General features: G+C 63.6%; 15 protein-coding genes and 1 pseudogene. 13 read left to right on the forward strand and 3 right to left on the reverse strand.

Translation table 11 applies throughout. From position 1 onward, the window contains the following. The first annotated feature begins 71 nt into the window (after positions 1 to 71). Complete coding sequence (locus CK218_RS09930; protein ID WP_095827592.1) at positions 72 to 392, forward strand: hypothetical protein; 321 nt, start codon at positions 72 to 74, stop codon at positions 390 to 392. A 389-nt stretch (positions 393 to 781) separates the two neighbouring features. Here CK218_RS09930 and CK218_RS09935 read toward each other — a convergent pair whose 3' ends face one another. Both CK218_RS09935 and CK218_RS09940 read right to left on the reverse strand, forming a co-directional pair. Continuing rightward, positions 782 to 1,648, reverse strand: a complete 867-nt coding sequence (locus CK218_RS09935; RefSeq protein WP_095827958.1) for a Ku protein — start codon at positions 1,646 to 1,648, stop codon at positions 782 to 784. A 564-nt stretch (positions 1,649 to 2,212) separates the two neighbouring features. Beyond that, entirely contained in the window at positions 2,213 to 2,452 is a 240-nt protein-coding gene (locus CK218_RS09940; protein WP_095779478.1) for a hypothetical protein, read from the reverse strand. A gap of 160 nt (positions 2,453 to 2,612) precedes the next feature. Here CK218_RS09940 and CK218_RS09945 point away from each other — a divergent pair, with 160 nt between their 5' ends. From CK218_RS09945 to CK218_RS30025, 3 genes are all read left to right on the forward strand, one after another. Then, entirely contained in the window at positions 2,613 to 3,398 is a 786-nt protein-coding gene (locus CK218_RS09945) for an SDR family NAD(P)-dependent oxidoreductase (RefSeq protein ID WP_095827959.1), read from the forward strand. An 80-nt stretch (positions 3,399 to 3,478) separates the two neighbouring features. Continuing rightward, positions 3,479 to 4,657: a zinc-dependent alcohol dehydrogenase gene (locus CK218_RS09950; RefSeq protein WP_095827960.1), complete on the forward strand. Its 1,179-nt coding sequence runs from the start codon at positions 3,479 to 3,481 to the stop codon at positions 4,655 to 4,657. Between the two features lie 63 nt (positions 4,658 to 4,720). Continuing rightward, positions 4,721 to 4,963 carry a hypothetical protein gene (locus CK218_RS30025; RefSeq protein WP_128292676.1) on the forward strand — a complete coding sequence of 81 codons (243 nt, stop codon included), beginning with the start codon at positions 4,721 to 4,723 and terminating at the stop codon, positions 4,961 to 4,963. Between the two features lie 80 nt (positions 4,964 to 5,043). Here CK218_RS30025 and CK218_RS09955 read toward each other — a convergent pair whose 3' ends face one another. Then, on the reverse strand, positions 5,044 to 5,316 hold the full coding sequence (locus CK218_RS09955) for a hypothetical protein (protein ID WP_095779479.1): 273 nt from the start codon (positions 5,314 to 5,316) through the stop codon (positions 5,044 to 5,046). Between the two features lie 213 nt (positions 5,317 to 5,529). Here CK218_RS09955 and CK218_RS09960 point away from each other — a divergent pair, with 213 nt between their 5' ends. The 9 genes and pseudogenes from CK218_RS09960 (at position 5,530) to CK218_RS10000 (ending at position 15,002) form a co-directional block, all read left to right on the forward strand. After that, positions 5,530 to 6,636, forward strand: a complete 1,107-nt coding sequence (locus CK218_RS09960) for an SDR family NAD(P)-dependent oxidoreductase (protein WP_067320618.1) — start codon at positions 5,530 to 5,532, stop codon at positions 6,634 to 6,636. Further along, positions 6,633 to 7,706, forward strand: a complete 1,074-nt coding sequence (locus CK218_RS09965; RefSeq protein ID WP_095827593.1) for an NAD-dependent epimerase/dehydratase family protein — start codon at positions 6,633 to 6,635, stop codon at positions 7,704 to 7,706. Before CK218_RS09960 ends, CK218_RS09965 begins: the two co-directional genes overlap by 4 nt. Then, positions 7,703 to 8,995, forward strand: a complete 1,293-nt coding sequence (locus CK218_RS09970) for a TIGR04295 family B12-binding domain-containing radical SAM protein (protein ID WP_095779481.1) — start codon at positions 7,703 to 7,705, stop codon at positions 8,993 to 8,995. The genes CK218_RS09965 and CK218_RS09970 overlap by 4 nt, the downstream gene beginning before the upstream one ends. Next, positions 8,980 to 10,080 carry a glycosyltransferase family 4 protein gene (locus CK218_RS09975; protein ID WP_066991984.1) on the forward strand — a complete coding sequence of 367 codons (1,101 nt, stop codon included), beginning with the start codon at positions 8,980 to 8,982 and terminating at the stop codon, positions 10,078 to 10,080. The genes CK218_RS09970 and CK218_RS09975 overlap by 16 nt, the downstream gene beginning before the upstream one ends. A gap of 2 nt (positions 10,081 to 10,082) precedes the next feature. Then, on the forward strand, positions 10,083 to 11,213 hold the full coding sequence (locus tag CK218_RS09980) for a glycosyltransferase (RefSeq protein WP_095827594.1): 1,131 nt from the start codon (positions 10,083 to 10,085) through the stop codon (positions 11,211 to 11,213). Beyond that, the gene (locus tag CK218_RS09985) at positions 11,210 to 12,304 is read left to right on the forward strand and encodes a glycosyltransferase (protein ID WP_095827595.1); all 1,095 of its coding nucleotides are present in this window, start codon (positions 11,210 to 11,212) and stop codon (positions 12,302 to 12,304) included. Before CK218_RS09980 ends, CK218_RS09985 begins: the two co-directional genes overlap by 4 nt. After that, positions 12,301 to 13,410 carry a glycosyltransferase gene (locus CK218_RS09990; protein WP_095827596.1) on the forward strand — a complete coding sequence of 370 codons (1,110 nt, stop codon included), beginning with the start codon at positions 12,301 to 12,303 and terminating at the stop codon, positions 13,408 to 13,410. Before CK218_RS09985 ends, CK218_RS09990 begins: the two co-directional genes overlap by 4 nt. Positions 13,411 to 13,433: 23 nt before the next feature. After that, positions 13,434 to 14,390, forward strand: a pseudogene (locus CK218_RS09995) (UDP-glucuronic acid decarboxylase family protein); the annotation flags it as partial. A gap of 453 nt (positions 14,391 to 14,843) precedes the next feature. After that, on the forward strand, positions 14,844 to 15,002 hold the full coding sequence (locus CK218_RS10000) for a DUF3309 domain-containing protein (RefSeq protein ID WP_066991972.1): 159 nt from the start codon (positions 14,844 to 14,846) through the stop codon (positions 15,000 to 15,002). Positions 15,003 to 15,028 lie beyond the last annotated feature (26 nt).

A 15,028-nucleotide genomic window follows, 5' to 3' on the forward strand; every position in this document is an offset into this window, starting at 1 on the left:
TCTACTTCGCGTTCAAGATCCCGTGGGAACACCGACGCCGGACAGATGTTTGGTAGCGAAGGAGCTGTCCGATGACCTCACCGAGCAAGCGAACACCCGCCGAGGGTCGAGGCGAAATGCAGATGGGCATTACCCGGGACAAGACGCCCGGATTCGACCCTTCTGCCGCCCCGCAGGAAACGGATGCAGAGGCGGGAGGGTCGACGAGTTCCGCCCATCGCGTCGCACCAGATGAACCGAAATTCACCAATCAGGCGAGCTTCGCCGACGCCATGCAGCGCCCCCAGAACGCGCCCGGCCTTCAGCCGAGCAGAAACGGGCCGGTGCTGGTGATTGCAGCGCTCGTGGTTCTGGCGGGCGCCGCTTTCCTGCTTGCCGCTCGCCTGGGTTGATGCCGATGCCGGCTCGTCGAGGAAGTGGCGCTCCAACCCGGAACGCCCGATGCAAGGTCTGGTAGCTAGGGAGCATGTGCATGCCCATGTTGAAAAAGCTTCTTCGCCATCTTTGGCGACGGAAAATCCAGCCGGCGGCCGATCCGTCCCCAGTCGATGCGATCGTGCGGCTGTTGCGTGAAAGCGAGGAACGCAACGGATAGATTTTTGGATCGTGCTCGGTGCCGCCGGCGCGCGAAATCCTCGAGCTCGTGCTCTTCTGCCACGGACGGTGTTTTAGCCCGCGCTGAGCGTTACCCGAATTCCTCCTCGGCGAAGGCGCCAAGCCTCCAGCTTTGTTTGCCTCGGTCTGCAAGCCAGCTTGATGTCGCTCACCGCACAGACAACTGCTATGCCGATTTGCGCCCCCGTGCAGAATTCTTCGTCTTTTTTCGTTTCGGCGCTCCCCTGGACTTCGGGGATTTGGGTTTTGCCCCGGCCTCCGCGCCGAGGCTCTTTTTCAGCGCATCGAACAAATTGACCACATTGGACGGCTTGGGTTCCGCCTTGGCTTTCGGCGCCTTCCTGCCGGCCTTTTTGGCGCGAACCAGTTCCAGCAGTGCCTCCTGATATCGGTCCCGGAACTCGGTGGGATCGAACTTGCCCTTCTGCTTATCGATGATGTGCTCGGCCAACCCGATCATCTCGCTGTCGGGCTTTCCCGACTTGATCTCGGCGAAGACGCCGGCGGGCTCGCGCACGGTGTCGCCATAACGCAGGGTGGTCAGCATCATGCCCTTGCCGCGTGATTCGACCACCACCGGGCGTTCCCTCTGATAGAGCACGATGCGAGCGAGCCCGGCCATCTTCTTTTCTGCCAGCGCGTCGCGGATCACCGCAAAGGCCTCTTCCGAGACCTTGTCGGCGGGCGTGACGTAGTAGGGCGCGTCGAGATAGATCTGCTCGATCGACGATTTGTCGACGAAGCCGTCGAGATTGAGCGTGTGCGAAGACTCGATCTGCACCGCCTCGATGTCTTCCTCTTCGATGAAGATGAATTCGTCCTTGCCGACTTCGTAGCCCCTGACCTCGTCGTCTTTATCCAGCGGCTTGCCGCTCTCGGCATCGACATAGACGCGCCGGACCCTGTTGCCGGTCCTGCGATTGAGCACGTGGAAGGAAACCTTCTCGGCATGGGTCACGACGTTCGTCAATTCGACGGCGCAGGTGACCAGCGACAGTTTGAGATAACCGCTCCAGGCGGGACGCGGCGCCATGGCGATCTCCTTGGCGACAGGAATGCAGCCGGAACGGCGAACGCACCGCTTCGGTTCCGACGTCGCAGGCCGGCGCATCGCGTCGGCTTCAGCCGGCTGAACCGCGAAGCAGCGCTGAACTTCCCGGCGGGAGAAGCAACGGGAGCTTCCGACAAGGGCTTGGCCCCACATAATCGAGTTGCAGACATTTCGTTCGAAACGTCCGTCCGTCGCGGGATCATTCGGAACAATGGGCCTTCGGGCAAGTTGGATACGGCTCCAACGGCGAATTGATCTGGAACGACCGTGGCGACGCGGAAGATCGACAAGGACAGGCGTGAGCGCACCTCGAATGCGGCGCGCGAACTGCTTGAGACGGAACGACTGGCGCGCCAGGCAAAGACAGCGCGACTACGCGAGCAGCGTTTGGCCGCGGCACCGGCGGCAAAGTCACCTCCTCCCGCGGCCAGGCCGGGCCGGACGCCCAAGAAGCGAAAAATCATAGATATCAGCTAGCGCCTGGCTCCGTTCGGCGCTGCCGCTTTAGGGCGGCCGGAAATCGATGACGCGTCCAGCCAGCTTCTCTCATTCCTTGGCCGCTGGCTCTCCAGGCCCAATCTCGGTCTCATCTAATATGTGCTCGTGAATGATGCCGAGGATTTGCAGCCTCACCGCCTCACGCGCCTCTGGCTGGATGAACGGCATGAGGAGATCGACCCTCTCCTTGACCCGACGGGGCAGATCAGCGCTGGGATCGGTCAGCTGGCTGCCATGCTCATAGAGGTTGTCGGTGAGTTTCTTATCCAGATCGGAAAAGATGCCCATGGCTGTCGCTCCACATTGACGGCGGAACAGCCGTGCCCCGAATTGGTTCCGTCTCGCCGAGCCTCGTTTGCCGCGCGTTGCCGAATCCCAAGAATTCGAACGGAACAATCGCACTCTGCGCATGTTCGGCCGGACCACACTCGAACGGTCGGAGAACGAAATGGAAAGCGGAAAGCTCGCCGTGGTGACCGGCGCTTCCAGCGGCATCGGCAAGGAACTGGCGAAATTATGCGCGAGAGATGGCTACGAACTGGTGATCGTGGCCGACGAGCCGGCGATAGAGCGGGCTGCCGAGGCGCTGCAATCTCACCACGTTGCAGTCGAGGCGGTAGAAGCCGACCTCGCGACCGAGGAAGGGGCCAATCAACTGATCGCGAGGATTGGTGACCGCGCTATTGACCTTCTGTTCCTCAACGCGGGACGAGGCCTGGGCCGGGGCTTCATCGATCAGGACTGGCCCAAGGCGCGCCGCGTCATCGACACGAACATCACCGGCACGGTCTATCTGGCACATCGGCTCGGCCGGCAGATGGTCCGGCGTGGCCGCGGCCGGATCCTGTTCACGGGCTCCATCGCCGGCTTCATGCCCGGCACCTTCCAAGCGGTCTACAACGGCACCAAGGCCTTCATCGATTCTTTCGCCATCGCGCTGCGCCATGAGTTGAAGGACAGCGGTGTGACCGTGACAGTGCTGATGCCCGGCGCGACGCAGACCCGCTTCTTCGAGCGGGCCGACATGATGGACACCGAAATCGGGACTCAGGAGAAAGACAATCCGGCCGATGTGGCCAAGGACGGCTATGACGCCATGATGGCCGGAAAAGAGCAGGTCGTTAGCGGTTTGAAGAACAAGATGCAGGCTGCCGCGGCCCACGTCACGCCGGCCGGCACGCTGGCCGAGCAGCATCGCAAGGCCGCCGAACCGGGCTCCGCGAACAACGGATGAATGCGAGGCGCCGCCCGGGGAACATTCCAGCCGGGCGCAAGTTCGATGCACTCAATCCTCCAATCGACAGGAACGGCACGATGAAAGCGCTGACATGGCACGGCAAGGGCGATATCCGGTGCGACGCGGTCGCCGATCCCGCGATCGAGGACGACCGCGACATCATCATCAGGGTTACCTGCTGCGCCATTTGCGGTTCGGACCTGCATCTGATGGACGGCTATATGCCGACGATGAAATCGGGCGACGTGCTGGGCCATGAGACCATGGGCGAAGTGGTGGAGGTCGGCCGTGGACACAGCAAGTTCAAGAAGGGCGATCGCGTCGTCGTTCCCTTCAATATCTCATGCGGCGAATGCTGGTTTTGCCAGAACGGCCTATTTTCACTCTGCGACCGGTCGAACCCCAACGCCGACCAGGCCGCCAAGCTCATGGGCCAGTCGCCCGCGGGCCTGTTCGGCTATTCGCATCTGGTCGGTGGCTATTGGGGCGGGCAAGCCGAGTATTTGCGCGTGCCTTTTGCCGATGTCGGCCCGATCAAGGTGCCGGACGGCATGGACGACGAACAGGTCCTGTTCCTCTCCGACATCTTCCCGACCGGCTATATGGCGGCGGAGAACGCCGGCATCCGGGAGGGCGACACCGTCGCCATCTGGGGCTGCGGGCCGGTCGGCCAGTTCGCGATCCAGAGCGCCTGGATGCTTGGCGCCGGTCGCGTGATCGCCATCGACAAGGTGCCGGAGCGGCTTGCTATGGCGCGCGACCACGGCAAGGCCGAGACCCTCGATTTCAGCAACTTGAATATTTACGATGCCCTGATGGCCATGACCAACGGTCGCGGCCCGGACAGTTGCATCGACTGTGTCGGCACCGAAGCCGATGCCAGCGCCACCCCGGATTCCATGCTCGATAAGGTCAAGGCGAGTGTCTATCTTGGCACCGACCGGCCGCATGTGCTGCGCGAGGCGATCTATTGCTGTCGCAAGGGAGGCACCATTTCGGTGCCCGGCGTCTATATCGGCCTTGTCGACCACATCCCGTTCGGCGCGGCGATGAACAAGGGGCTGACGTTCCGCATGGGACAAACCCACACGCAACGCTATCTCGAGCCTCTCCTGCACAAGGTCCAAAGCGGCGACATCGACCCGTCCTTCGTGATCACCCACCGCGCCGGGCTCGAGGCCGGACCCGACCTCTACAGGAAGTTCCGCGATAAGCAGGACGGCTGCATCAAGGTCGTGATGCGCCCCCGCGGGTGACCGCGTCTTTGCCCGGAACTCGCCCGGGCGCCCTGTCGTTGCGATCAGGTAAGGAGGTATCAAATGGCTCAACTGAAAAACACATCTCGGCCGGCCACCAGGTCACCGAACGCTGAAGGCCTTCCGCGTCCTAATCGCGATGCTATGGATAGCGACGCCGGCGCGAGACCGGCAGTTCCCAAAACAGCCGGCGCCGCCGAGGAACAGTCGACATCACCGCTCGACAGCAAGGTTGCCAATCGCAATGCCGGTCGCAAGCGCGAGGCCGGAACCACCCCGCGCCCAACCGACAAGCCATTGGATTGAGGCAACCGGGGCGGCGCGGCAGCCTCCGCCGGTCGGGCCGCTTGCGTGCGTTCGTTGCTGGTTACCTGCCGCCGCCCGCGTCAACCATTCCCGCTCCGCTCGACAAATTTGTTGAAGCGGCTCTTTCCTCCGCTCCCGGCCTTGTCCTGATGGAGGAAGGCAAGGTCGTTCTCGTCGAAGATCCGGAAGAACTCATCCCACTCGATCGGTTCGAGCGCTTCCTCCGGCTCGCCGAAGTCGATGCGCAGGATGCCGCCCTCGCCCTTGGTGCGAACCACGGCGGGATGGCCGTCCCTCTCCTCAACCCATTTGCGAATTTCGTCGTGATTGGTGGTCGTCTTCGCTTCAGACATGGCATTCCCTTTCTCGCCGCACGTCGGTGAGCGGCCCTAACAGCGCGCAAAGGGCAATGTTCCCAGGCATGCGGGCGACCCGCCGACAGCTTCGCCACGGAGGGAACTTTGATGAAGCAGGGAACAAACCTTTTGTCCCGAAGTTCGGGAGCCCAACGCTAAATCGGCCCCAACGCTAAATCGGCCCCAACGCTAACTCGGCAAGGAGTTCTCGTGAAACGTGTCCTGGTTACGGGAGGCTGCGGTTTCATTGGCCGGCATGTCGCCCAGGAACTCATCGAGCATGGCTACGAGGTCCGTGTCCTGGACGCACTCTTGGACCAAGTGCACGGCAATGAAGCCGTCAGCATTCCAGCTGGCGCCGAGCTGATACGGGGAGATGTCCGTGATCGAGACGCGGTCGCCGACGCGGTAGCGGATGTCGACACCGTCATCCACCTCGCTGCCGAGGTCGGCGTCGGCCAATCCATGTACGAGATCGCCCGATATGTCGGCACCAACGATCTCGGCACCGCGACCCTGCTCGAGGCGTTGATCAAGAAACCAGTCGAACGCATTGTCGTCGCATCGTCGATGAGCATCTACGGCGAAGGCCTCTACAAGACACCAGACGGGCGGCGTATCGACGATGCCCATCGCAAGCCAAGCGACATCAGGATCGGCCAATGGGACCCGCTGTCGGCTGCCGGCGAAGCGCTGTCGCCGATTCCGACCGACGAGGAGAAACGTCCTGACCTCGCTTCGATCTACGCGCTGACCAAATATGCGCAGGAACGCGCGGTGCTGATCTTCGGTCAGGCTTATGACGTGGATGCGGTGGCATTGCGCCTGTTCAACGTCTTCGGCGCCGGTCAAGCGCTCGCAAATCCCTACACCGGCGTGCTTGCCAACTTCGCTTCGCGGCTCGCCAACGGCAAGCGGCCGATGATCTTCGAGGACGGCGAGCAAAAGCGCGACTTCGTCCATGTGCGCGATGTCGCCCGGGCTTTCCGGCTGGCGCTGGAGCAACGCCAGGCAGCCGGCCACGCGATCAATATCGGCAGCGGACGGTCCTACACCATCAGCGAGGTCGCTCGATTGCTTGCAGAAGCGATGGGCGTTCCGAAGCGGCCGCCCGAAATCCTCGGCAAGGCGCGCTCCGGCGACATCCGCAACTGCTTTGCCGACATTGCCAAGGCGCGCGAGCTGCTTGGCTTCGAGCCGAGCCATCGGCTTGAGAACTCCCTCGGTGAATTCGCGGCCTGGGTTCGCAACACCGTCGTCATCGACCGCGGCGCCGACATGAAGCGCGAGCTTGAAGAGCGGGGGCTGGTGTCATGAGTGAGCGGCATCGCGGCCTTGGCAAAGCGCCGGTGGCCGTCATCGGCGGCAGCGGCTTCATAGGCTCAAACCTCGCCGACAGCCTGTTGTCGGATGGCGAGCCCGTTCTGGTCATCGACAATCTCAGCCGAGCCGGCGTCGAGCAGAACCTCGAATGGCTGGCGCAAAAGCACGGCAGCCATCTCAGAGTTGAAACCGTGGACGTGCGCGACCAAGCCAGGCTGGCCTCGGTGCTGACGCCAGCAAGAGCGATCTTCCATCTGGCCGCCCAGACCGCTGTGACCACGAGCCTGATCGATCCCGCGGAGGACCTCGACATCAATCTCAAAGGCACCTTCAACGTGCTTGAGGCGGCGCGCCAGGTGAGCGCCCCGGTAATCTTCGCCAGCACTAACAAGGTCTACGGCAGCTTGCCCCAGCTCGCGGTGCGGGAAACGGACGATCGTTACGAGCCTTGCGACGAAGCCATCCGCGCCAATGGCGTGGACGAGACGATCGGCCTCCGTTTCTGCACGCCCTATGGCTGTTCCAAGGGCGCTGCGGACCAGTATGTCCTTGATTATGCTAAGTCCTATGGTCTGCCGACGGCGGTGCTGCGCATGAGCTGCATCTATGGACCGCGCCAGTTCGGCACCGAGGACCAGGGCTGGGTCGCGCATTTCCTCCTCAGCGCGCTCAGCGGCCGGCCCATCACCATCTATGGCGACGGCAAGCAGGTGCGCGACATCCTGCATGTGTCCGACGCGGTTGCCGCCTATCGCGGAGTGCTGGCCAGGATCGAAAACCTCAAGGGACAGGCGTTCAATCTTGGCGGCGGACCGCGGAATGCCGTCAGCCTGCGCTCGCTCCTGTCAGAGATCGCCATCATGACCGGCCGCGACATCGTGCTCCGGCAGGATATCGAACGCACCGGCGACCAGCCCTTCTTCATCGCCGATACCCGCAAGATAGAGGCCGCGCTTGGCTGGCGCGCGCATGTCCCGTGGCGCGAAGGCATCAGCGACCTTGCCGGCTGGCTGTTGCGGCACCGTCTCCAGCCGCACGCTGAAGTGGCGAGGTACGTCGCATGAAAGTAGCACTGGTCAACCCGCGTTGGACATATGAACACAGCATCTATTTCGGCTGCCGCCAGCCGCATCTGCCCCTGGAGCTTGGCTACTGCAAAGCCCTGCTGGAGACCGACGGCCACAGCGTGCTGATGCTGGACGGACAGTTGCAGAATCTCGACAACGCGGAACTTGCCGAGCGCGTGGCGGCGTACGGGCCGGAAATGACCGTCGTGACCACCGCGCCGACCTATCTGTTCTGGCGCTGCGCGCCGCCGGAGCTGCGGGTGCCGGCAGAATTCCTGAAGCATCTCGCCGGGCGCGGCGGGCGCACCGCCGCCGTCGGGCCGCATGGCTCGGCGACGCCGGCCCCTACCCTGCGCAAGCTTGGCGTCGATGTCGTCGTGCGCGGCGAATGCGAGGAGGTGGTGGCGGAGCTTGCCGGGCGCGGCGAATGGAGCGCCGTCCCTCACACGGCGCGGCTCGAGAGCGGCGTGCTGGCCTGCAACGGTGGCGTGAGCGTCAGCCGCTTCGTCGACCACCCGGCACTTCATTGGCCGTCCGATTGGATTGCGGCCCATTCGCACCACCATCATCGGTTCGACGCGGACCAGAAGGGCGCCGGTGCCGAGGTGGAAGCTTCGCGGGGTTGCCCCTATAATTGCAGCTTCTGCGCCAAGATCGATTTTCGCGACGCCTACCGCCGCAGGAACCACGACGCGGTCGTCGCCGAGATCGACGGTCTGATGGCCCAGGGCGTCGGCTACATCTACTTCATCGACGAGATTTTCCTGCCCCAGAAGGCGCTGCTCGAGGCCCTTGTCGACCGCGATATCCAATTCGGCGTTCAGACGCGCATCGACCTCTGGAAACCGGAGTTGCTGGAATTGTTGGGCGAGGCCGGCTGCGTCTCGATCGAAGCTGGCCTGGAAAGCCTGACCGTCGAAGGCCGCGAAATGCTGGCCAAGCGCTGTCGGCTGGGCACTGAGGAACTGGCCGCGCTGCTGGTCGATGCCCGCCGCCATGTTCCTTTCGTCCAGGCCAATCTGATCGGCGTGGTCGAGGACGATCCGGCCCTGGTGGAGTATTGGCGCAAGCACCTCATTGACAACGGTGTCTGGGCCAACGAGCCGGTGCCGCTCTATCCCTATCCGAGCTCGCCAAGCTACCGCGAGCTGTGGGGCGAGCCCGACGATTTCGCCTGGGAGCGCGCGCATGAGCATTATCTGGCTTCGTTCAGGACGTTCAGCGACATCCAGGATCAGCGCCCGCGCGCGCTGGCCGAATTGGAGTCCTCATGCTGCAATCATTGATCCATCGCCCGCGGCGCATCCTGATGACCACCGACTCCGTCGGTGGCGTCTGGCGATATTCGCTCGACCTGGCGCGCGAGCTCACCGCCCGAGGGGACAGCGTCGTGCTGGCCGGGCTAGGGCCTCGGCCTTCTCGGGAGCAGGCACAAGAAGCGCAGTCCTTCGCGACGCTCGCCTGGCTCGAGACCCCTCCGGACTGGATGACGCGCAACGAGAGCGATCTCGACGGCCTGCCCGGCGAGCTTCGCGAGCTTGCAACGACCTGTGCCGCGGACCTCGTTCATCTCAACGCTCCGGCCCAGGCGGCCGAGGTCGATCTGCCCTGCCCCATTCTCACGGTCTCGCACTCCTGCGTCGTGACGTGGCTGCATGCCGTGCGCGGTCAGGTGCCGACCGACGGCTGGGCCTGGCAGAAGGACCGCAACTGGGCCGGTTTCAATCGCGCCGATATTGTGGTGGCACCCAGCCGAAGCCACGCCGACATGCTTGAGGCCTGCTACGGGCCGGTCGCGCGGCTAAGTGTCGTCCACAACAGTGCTCTTCCCGGCCCGGTCGCCTCGCGCCGCGAGCCTTTCGTCCTGGCCGCCGCCCGCTGGTGGGATGAAGGAAAGAACGCGGCTGTGCTGGATGCCGCGGCTGCCATGACGGAATGGCCGGTCCATGCCGCCGGCCCCCTCGGCGGGCCGGACGGGCAGATGGCGTGTCTCGATCATTGCGTCGCGCTCGGCTCGATCGGCCATGCCCAAGTGCGCCAGCGGATGGCGCGGGCCGGCATTTTCGTTTCGCCATCCATCTACGAGCCCTTCGGGCTTGCCGCTCTGGAAGCCGCGCTCTCGGGCGCGCCGCTGGTCCTCGCCGACATCGCGACCTATCGCGAACTCTGGGACGGCGCGGCTATGTTCTTCGACACGCGCGATCCGCATGCGCTTGCCGGATGCATCGCCCACCTCTCCCGCGACGAAAATTTGCGGCGTCAGCTTGGCCGGCGCGCCGTCCGTCGCGCGCGCAAATTTTCGCCGCAGGCGCAGGCGGTCGCGATGAGTGAAATCTACGATCGCGCGGCGATGGCCGTCGCAGGGCGCTGAGCATGCATTTTGTATTCTACACCCATTCCGTCGTTTCCGATTGGAACCATGGCAATGCGCATTTCCAGCGCGGCATCATGCGCGAGCTTGTTGCGAACGGACACCACGCCCTCGCGCTCGAACCCGCGGACGGTTGGAGTCGTTCGAACCTTCTGGCCGAGCAAGGCCCCTTCGCCGTCGAGCGCTTCCGGAAGGATTTTCCCGAGCTGATGCCGGTGACCTACGATGCGTCCTTCGATCACGAGGCCTGGATTGCGAAGGCGGATGTGGTGATCGTTCATGAATGGACCGATCCGGATCTTGTGGCGCGGATCGGGCGGGCCAAGCTCAACGGCGGCAAGTTCACGCTGCTGTTTCACGACACGCATCACCGCGCCGTGTCGGCGACGCAGTCGATCTCGGCACTGAACCTGGAGCACTATGACGGCGTCTTGGTCTTCGGCGAGGCGTTGCGCGAGAGCTACCTTCGCGCCGGCTGGGGCCGACGGGCTTTCACCTGGCATGAAGCAGCGGACGAACGGTTGTTCAAACCCTCTCCCGAAGTCGACGCCGTATCGGATCTGGTCTGGGTCGGCAACTGGGGCGACGACGAACGCAGCGCCGAAATCCAGGAGTTCCTCGTGGAGCCGGCACGCGAGCTTGGCCTGTCGGGAACCGTTCACGGGGTGCGCTACCCAGCGCAGGCGCGGGCCGCGCTCGCCGACGCCGGCTTGCGCCACGAGGGTTGGATCGCCAATGCCGACGTCCCGAAAGCGTTCGCGCAGCATCGCGTGACGGTGCACATCCCGCGCCGACCCTATCGGGACCATCTGCCGGGCATTCCCACGATCCGCATGTTCGAGGCATTGGCCTGCGGCATTCCCCTCGTCTCTGCGCCATGGTCGGACGTCGAAGAGCTGTTCCGTCCCGGCAAGGACTTTCTGTTTGCCCGCGACGGCGCCGAGATGCGCCAGCACCTGCGCGACGTGCTGCACGACGCCGGGCTTGCGAAGGCTCTGGCGGCAGCCGGGCTGGAAACCATCCTGGCACGGCACACATGCCGGCGCCGCGCCGACGAATTGTTCGACATACTCGCCGCATGCGGCAATCGCCATGCGGTTGACGGGGTGCCAACAAGGGAGGCCGCCGCATGAAGATCGCCTTTTACGGATCCAGCCTGCTGTCGTCCTATTGGAACGGCGCCGCCACCTATTATCGCGGCCTGCTGAAGGCACTTTCCCGGCGCGGTTACGACATCGTCTTCTACGAGCCGGACGCCTTTGACCGGCAGAAGCACCGCGACATCGAGGTTCCCGACTGGTGCGACGTCGTCGTCTACGAGGCGACGCCGGATGCGCTGATGCAAGTCGCTTGCTGCGCCGCGCAGGCCGACATCGTCGTCAAGGCAAGCGGTGTGGGCTTCGAAGACGAAGCACTGTTGCGCGCCGTGCTCGACCACGCGCGCAATGACGCGCTGACGGTGTTCTGGGACGTCGACGCCCCGGCGACGCTCAGCGACTTGCGGAACGATGCCGGCCATCCTCTCCACGAGGAGCTCAAAAGGATCGCCCTCGTGCTGACCTATGGCGGCGGAGATCCGGTCGTGTGGGACTATAGGGCGCTTGGCGCCGCCGAATGTGTGCCGATCTACAACGCGCTCGATCCTGAGACGCATTTCCCTGTCGCCCGAGATCCCCGCTTCGCCTGCGATCTCGCCTTTCTCGGCAATCGCCTGCCGGACCGCGAGGCCCGCGTGGAAGGCTTCTTCCTCGAGCCGGCCGGAGCGCTGGAGGACCAGAAGTTCCTGCTCGGCGGATCAGGCTGGGGCGACAAGGCGATGCCGGAGAATGTCTCCTGGCTCGGCCATGTCGGCACTCGAGACCACAACGCCTTCAATGTCACGCCGAAGGCGGTGCTGAACATCAGCCGCGACAGCATGGCCAGCAACGGCTTTTCGCCGGCAACGCGGGTGTTCGAGGCGGCCGGCGCCGGTGCATGCCTCATCACCGATGCCTGGGCCGGTGTCGAGCTGTTCCTTACGCCTGGCGAGGAAATCCTGGTGGCGCGGGACGGCGCCGATGTTGTCGAGATCATGTGCACGCTCACACCAGGGCGCGCAAAGGCGATCGGGGCGGCAGCACTTCGGCGTGTTCTGGCCGAGCACACGTACACACTGAGGGCTGAACGGGTTGACGCAATCTTCAAGGCGCATTTCGAGCGCGAGACCGTGGAGGCTGCAGAATGACGAAGGCACTCGACATCGTGTTCCTGGGTCTTTCTCTGTCCTCTTCCTGGGGCAATGGCCATGCGACGACCTTTCGGGGACTGCTGCGGGGCCTCGACGAGCTCGGCCATCGCATCACCTTCCTCGAACGCGACGTGCCCTGGTACGCGCACCACCGCGACCTGCGCGACCCCGATTACTGCGACTTGCGCTATTACGACACCGTCCAGGAGCTTCGTCGCAACCATGAACGAGACCTTCAGCAGGCCGATGTCGTGGTCATCGGCTCGTTCGTGCCCGAAGGCAGGGCGGTCATCGACGACCTGGCGTCGCTGTGCACCGGGCTATTCTGCTTTTACGACATCGACACGCCGGTGACGCTGGCCAGGGTTGCCGAGGATGACTGCGACTATCTCGCCCGCCGGCAGGTTCCCTATTTCAACCTTTATTTCTCCTTCACGGGCGGACCGACCCTCCATCGCCTGGAGCTCGAATTCGGCGCGCGTCGGGCCGAACCGCTCTATTGCTCCGTCGACCCCGAGCGGCACCATCGAAACCGAAATGTGATCAAATGGGATCTAGGCTATCTCGGCACCTACAGTCCGGATCGGCAGCAGACCCTGGAAACGCTTCTGCTCGAGCCTGCGCGTCGACTGCCGGATCGACGCTTCGTGGTCGCGGGCTCGCAATACCCGCACGATATCGACTGGCCCGACAATGTCGAGCGGATCGAGCACCTGCCGCCGGCCGAGCATGCCGGATTTTATAGCCGGCAGCGCTACACGCTGAATGTGACACGCACTTCGATGGTCGAAGCCGGATGGTCGCCCAGCGTCAGGCTTTTCGAAGCTGCGGCGTGCGGGACGCCGATCATCAGCGATCGCTGGCCCGGCCTCGACAGTTTCTTTCCGGCTACGGCGATACAGACGGCCGGCAGCGCGGATGATGTGACGGGAATTCTTCTGGGACAGCCGGACCGCGCCAGGCTCACCATGGCCAGGCAGGCCCATTCGCTGGTCCTGGAAAGACATACCGGAGTTGCTCGGGCACGAGAGTTCACGTCGATGCTGGCGCGGGCAAGACAGACACGTCCGGTGCTCGATCTGGATGTCGAAAGTGCAGCATGACAGGCAGACAGGAGAACACACAGATGCGGCGTTCAAGAAAGGCCCAACAGACACGGACGGCGCTTGTCGCCGGCGGTGCCGGTTTCCTCGGTTCGCACCTTTGCGAGGCCCTGTTTGGCATCGGCTATCGCGTGATCTGCATCGACAACTTTCTCACCGGCCGAATGGAGAACATTACGCCGCTTATCGGCCAATCGCGCTTCCGGTTGATCGAGCAGGATATCTGCAGCCCGCTGGAACTGGGTGAACCGGTCGACCGTGTCTTCAACCTGGCATGCGCGGCGTCACCGCCCCGCTACCAGGCCGATCCCGTTCACACCACGCGCACCTGCGTGGTCGGGTCGCTCAATCTCCTCGAGCTTGCCGTTCGCGACGGTGCACGCTTCCTGCAGGCATCGACCAGCGAAGTGTATGGTGATCCCGAGCAGCATCCGCAGCGCGAGGACTATCTCGGCCATGTGAACTGCATCGGCCCGCGCGCCTGCTACGACGAAGGCAAGCGCACCGCGGAGACGCTTTGCTTCGACTATCTTCGGGCCGATCGCGCCGACGTGCGTGTCGCCCGTATCTTCAACACTTATGGCCCAAGGATGGACCCCGCCGACGGTCGCATCGTCTCGAATCTGGTCATGCAGGCACTTGAAAAGCGGCCGATGACGATATTCGGCGATGGCCGGCAGACGCGATCCTTCTGCTACGTCACCGACCTGGTCGAAGGCCTGCTGCGGCTGATGGACATCGAGCCCAATCCGCGCCAGCCGATCAATCTTGGCAACCCCGGGGAATTTACCGTCCTCGAACTGGCGAGCCTGGTGAGGGAACTGACCGGCACCAGGTCGCCCGTGAAATTCCTGCCTTTGCCGGAAGACGATCCTCGCCGGCGACGCCCGGATATAGCCCGTGCGAAGGAGCTTCTCGGATGGGCCCCCAAGGTACCTCTCCGGCAGGGCCTGCTGCAAACGGTCGTTTACTTCGCCGAACTCGAAGGCAGCGCGACCGTGTCGCCCGCCGCCGCGACCAACAGGCCCGGAGCAGACGGATTTGAAACCGGCGGCGCGCAGGATCCCGATGCGTCCCGCGTTCTTTTCACCGAAGCGGAACATCCGACCGAGATTCTGGTTGGGCCCGATAACCGGCACGGAGAACGCAGTCGTGCAGTCGAAGCGATCAGCCAAGGACATCGAGCAGATGGCGGCCGCGGAAACCGCCGCCTTCCTGCGACGAGCCTCCATCACCTACCTCGAATGTTGCGTCAGCCTGATGATGACGCATCTTCAACGCGAGGAAGTCGCAACCATCCTCGAGCGGGAAGCTGACATGCTGCGAAAGCTGGACTGAGCCCCCAGCGCCTCAGACGAATGACGAACAAATATGCATATGAGCCCCGCAGTCTGAGGTCCGAACGTCCACCTCGTCAATGAAGGGGACCCGATATGAGTCTCGGCACAATCCTCATTATTATCCTGATCTTGTTGCTGATCGGCGCGATCCCGGCCTGGCCGTATTCGTCGGGCTGGGGCTATGGGCCCTCGGGCGTGCTCGGCGTCATACTTGTCATCCTGGTGATCATGGCGCTCATGGGCCGGATTTGAGGCCGAGCGGGCGAGATTCCATTAGC

The sequence above is a fragment of the Mesorhizobium sp. WSM3879 genome (assembly GCF_002294915.1).
In the GTDB taxonomy this organism is placed as follows: Bacteria; Pseudomonadota; Alphaproteobacteria; order Rhizobiales; family Rhizobiaceae; genus Mesorhizobium.

Bases quoted from the DNA above. Each gene is read 5' to 3' on its own strand.
- CK218_RS09945 (WP_095827959.1), top strand. From the start codon at position 2,613: ATGGAAAGCGGAAAGCTCGCCGTGGTGACCGGCGCTTCCAGCGGCATC.
- CK218_RS09955 (WP_095779479.1), bottom strand. From the start codon at position 5,316: ATGTCTGAAGCGAAGACGACCACCAATCACGACGAAATTCGCAAATGG.
- CK218_RS09935 (WP_095827958.1), bottom strand. From the start codon at position 1,648: ATGGCGCCGCGTCCCGCCTGGAGCGGTTATCTCAAACTGTCGCTGGTC.
- CK218_RS09930 (WP_095827592.1), top strand. From the start codon at position 72: ATGACCTCACCGAGCAAGCGAACACCCGCCGAGGGTCGAGGCGAAATG.
- CK218_RS09985 (WP_095827595.1), top strand. From the start codon at position 11,210: ATGAAGATCGCCTTTTACGGATCCAGCCTGCTGTCGTCCTATTGGAAC.
- CK218_RS09980 (WP_095827594.1), top strand. From the start codon at position 10,083: ATGCATTTTGTATTCTACACCCATTCCGTCGTTTCCGATTGGAACCAT.
- CK218_RS09940 (WP_095779478.1), bottom strand. From the start codon at position 2,452: ATGGGCATCTTTTCCGATCTGGATAAGAAACTCACCGACAACCTCTAT.
- CK218_RS09975 (WP_066991984.1), top strand. From the start codon at position 8,980: ATGCTGCAATCATTGATCCATCGCCCGCGGCGCATCCTGATGACCACC.
- CK218_RS09970 (WP_095779481.1), top strand. From the start codon at position 7,703: ATGAAAGTAGCACTGGTCAACCCGCGTTGGACATATGAACACAGCATC.
- CK218_RS30025 (WP_128292676.1), top strand. From the start codon at position 4,721: ATGGCTCAACTGAAAAACACATCTCGGCCGGCCACCAGGTCACCGAAC.
- CK218_RS10000 (WP_066991972.1), top strand. From the start codon at position 14,844: ATGAGTCTCGGCACAATCCTCATTATTATCCTGATCTTGTTGCTGATC.
- CK218_RS09990 (WP_095827596.1), top strand. From the start codon at position 12,301: ATGACGAAGGCACTCGACATCGTGTTCCTGGGTCTTTCTCTGTCCTCT.
- CK218_RS09965 (WP_095827593.1), top strand. From the start codon at position 6,633: ATGAGTGAGCGGCATCGCGGCCTTGGCAAAGCGCCGGTGGCCGTCATC.
- CK218_RS09950 (WP_095827960.1), top strand. From the start codon at position 3,479: ATGAAAGCGCTGACATGGCACGGCAAGGGCGATATCCGGTGCGACGCG.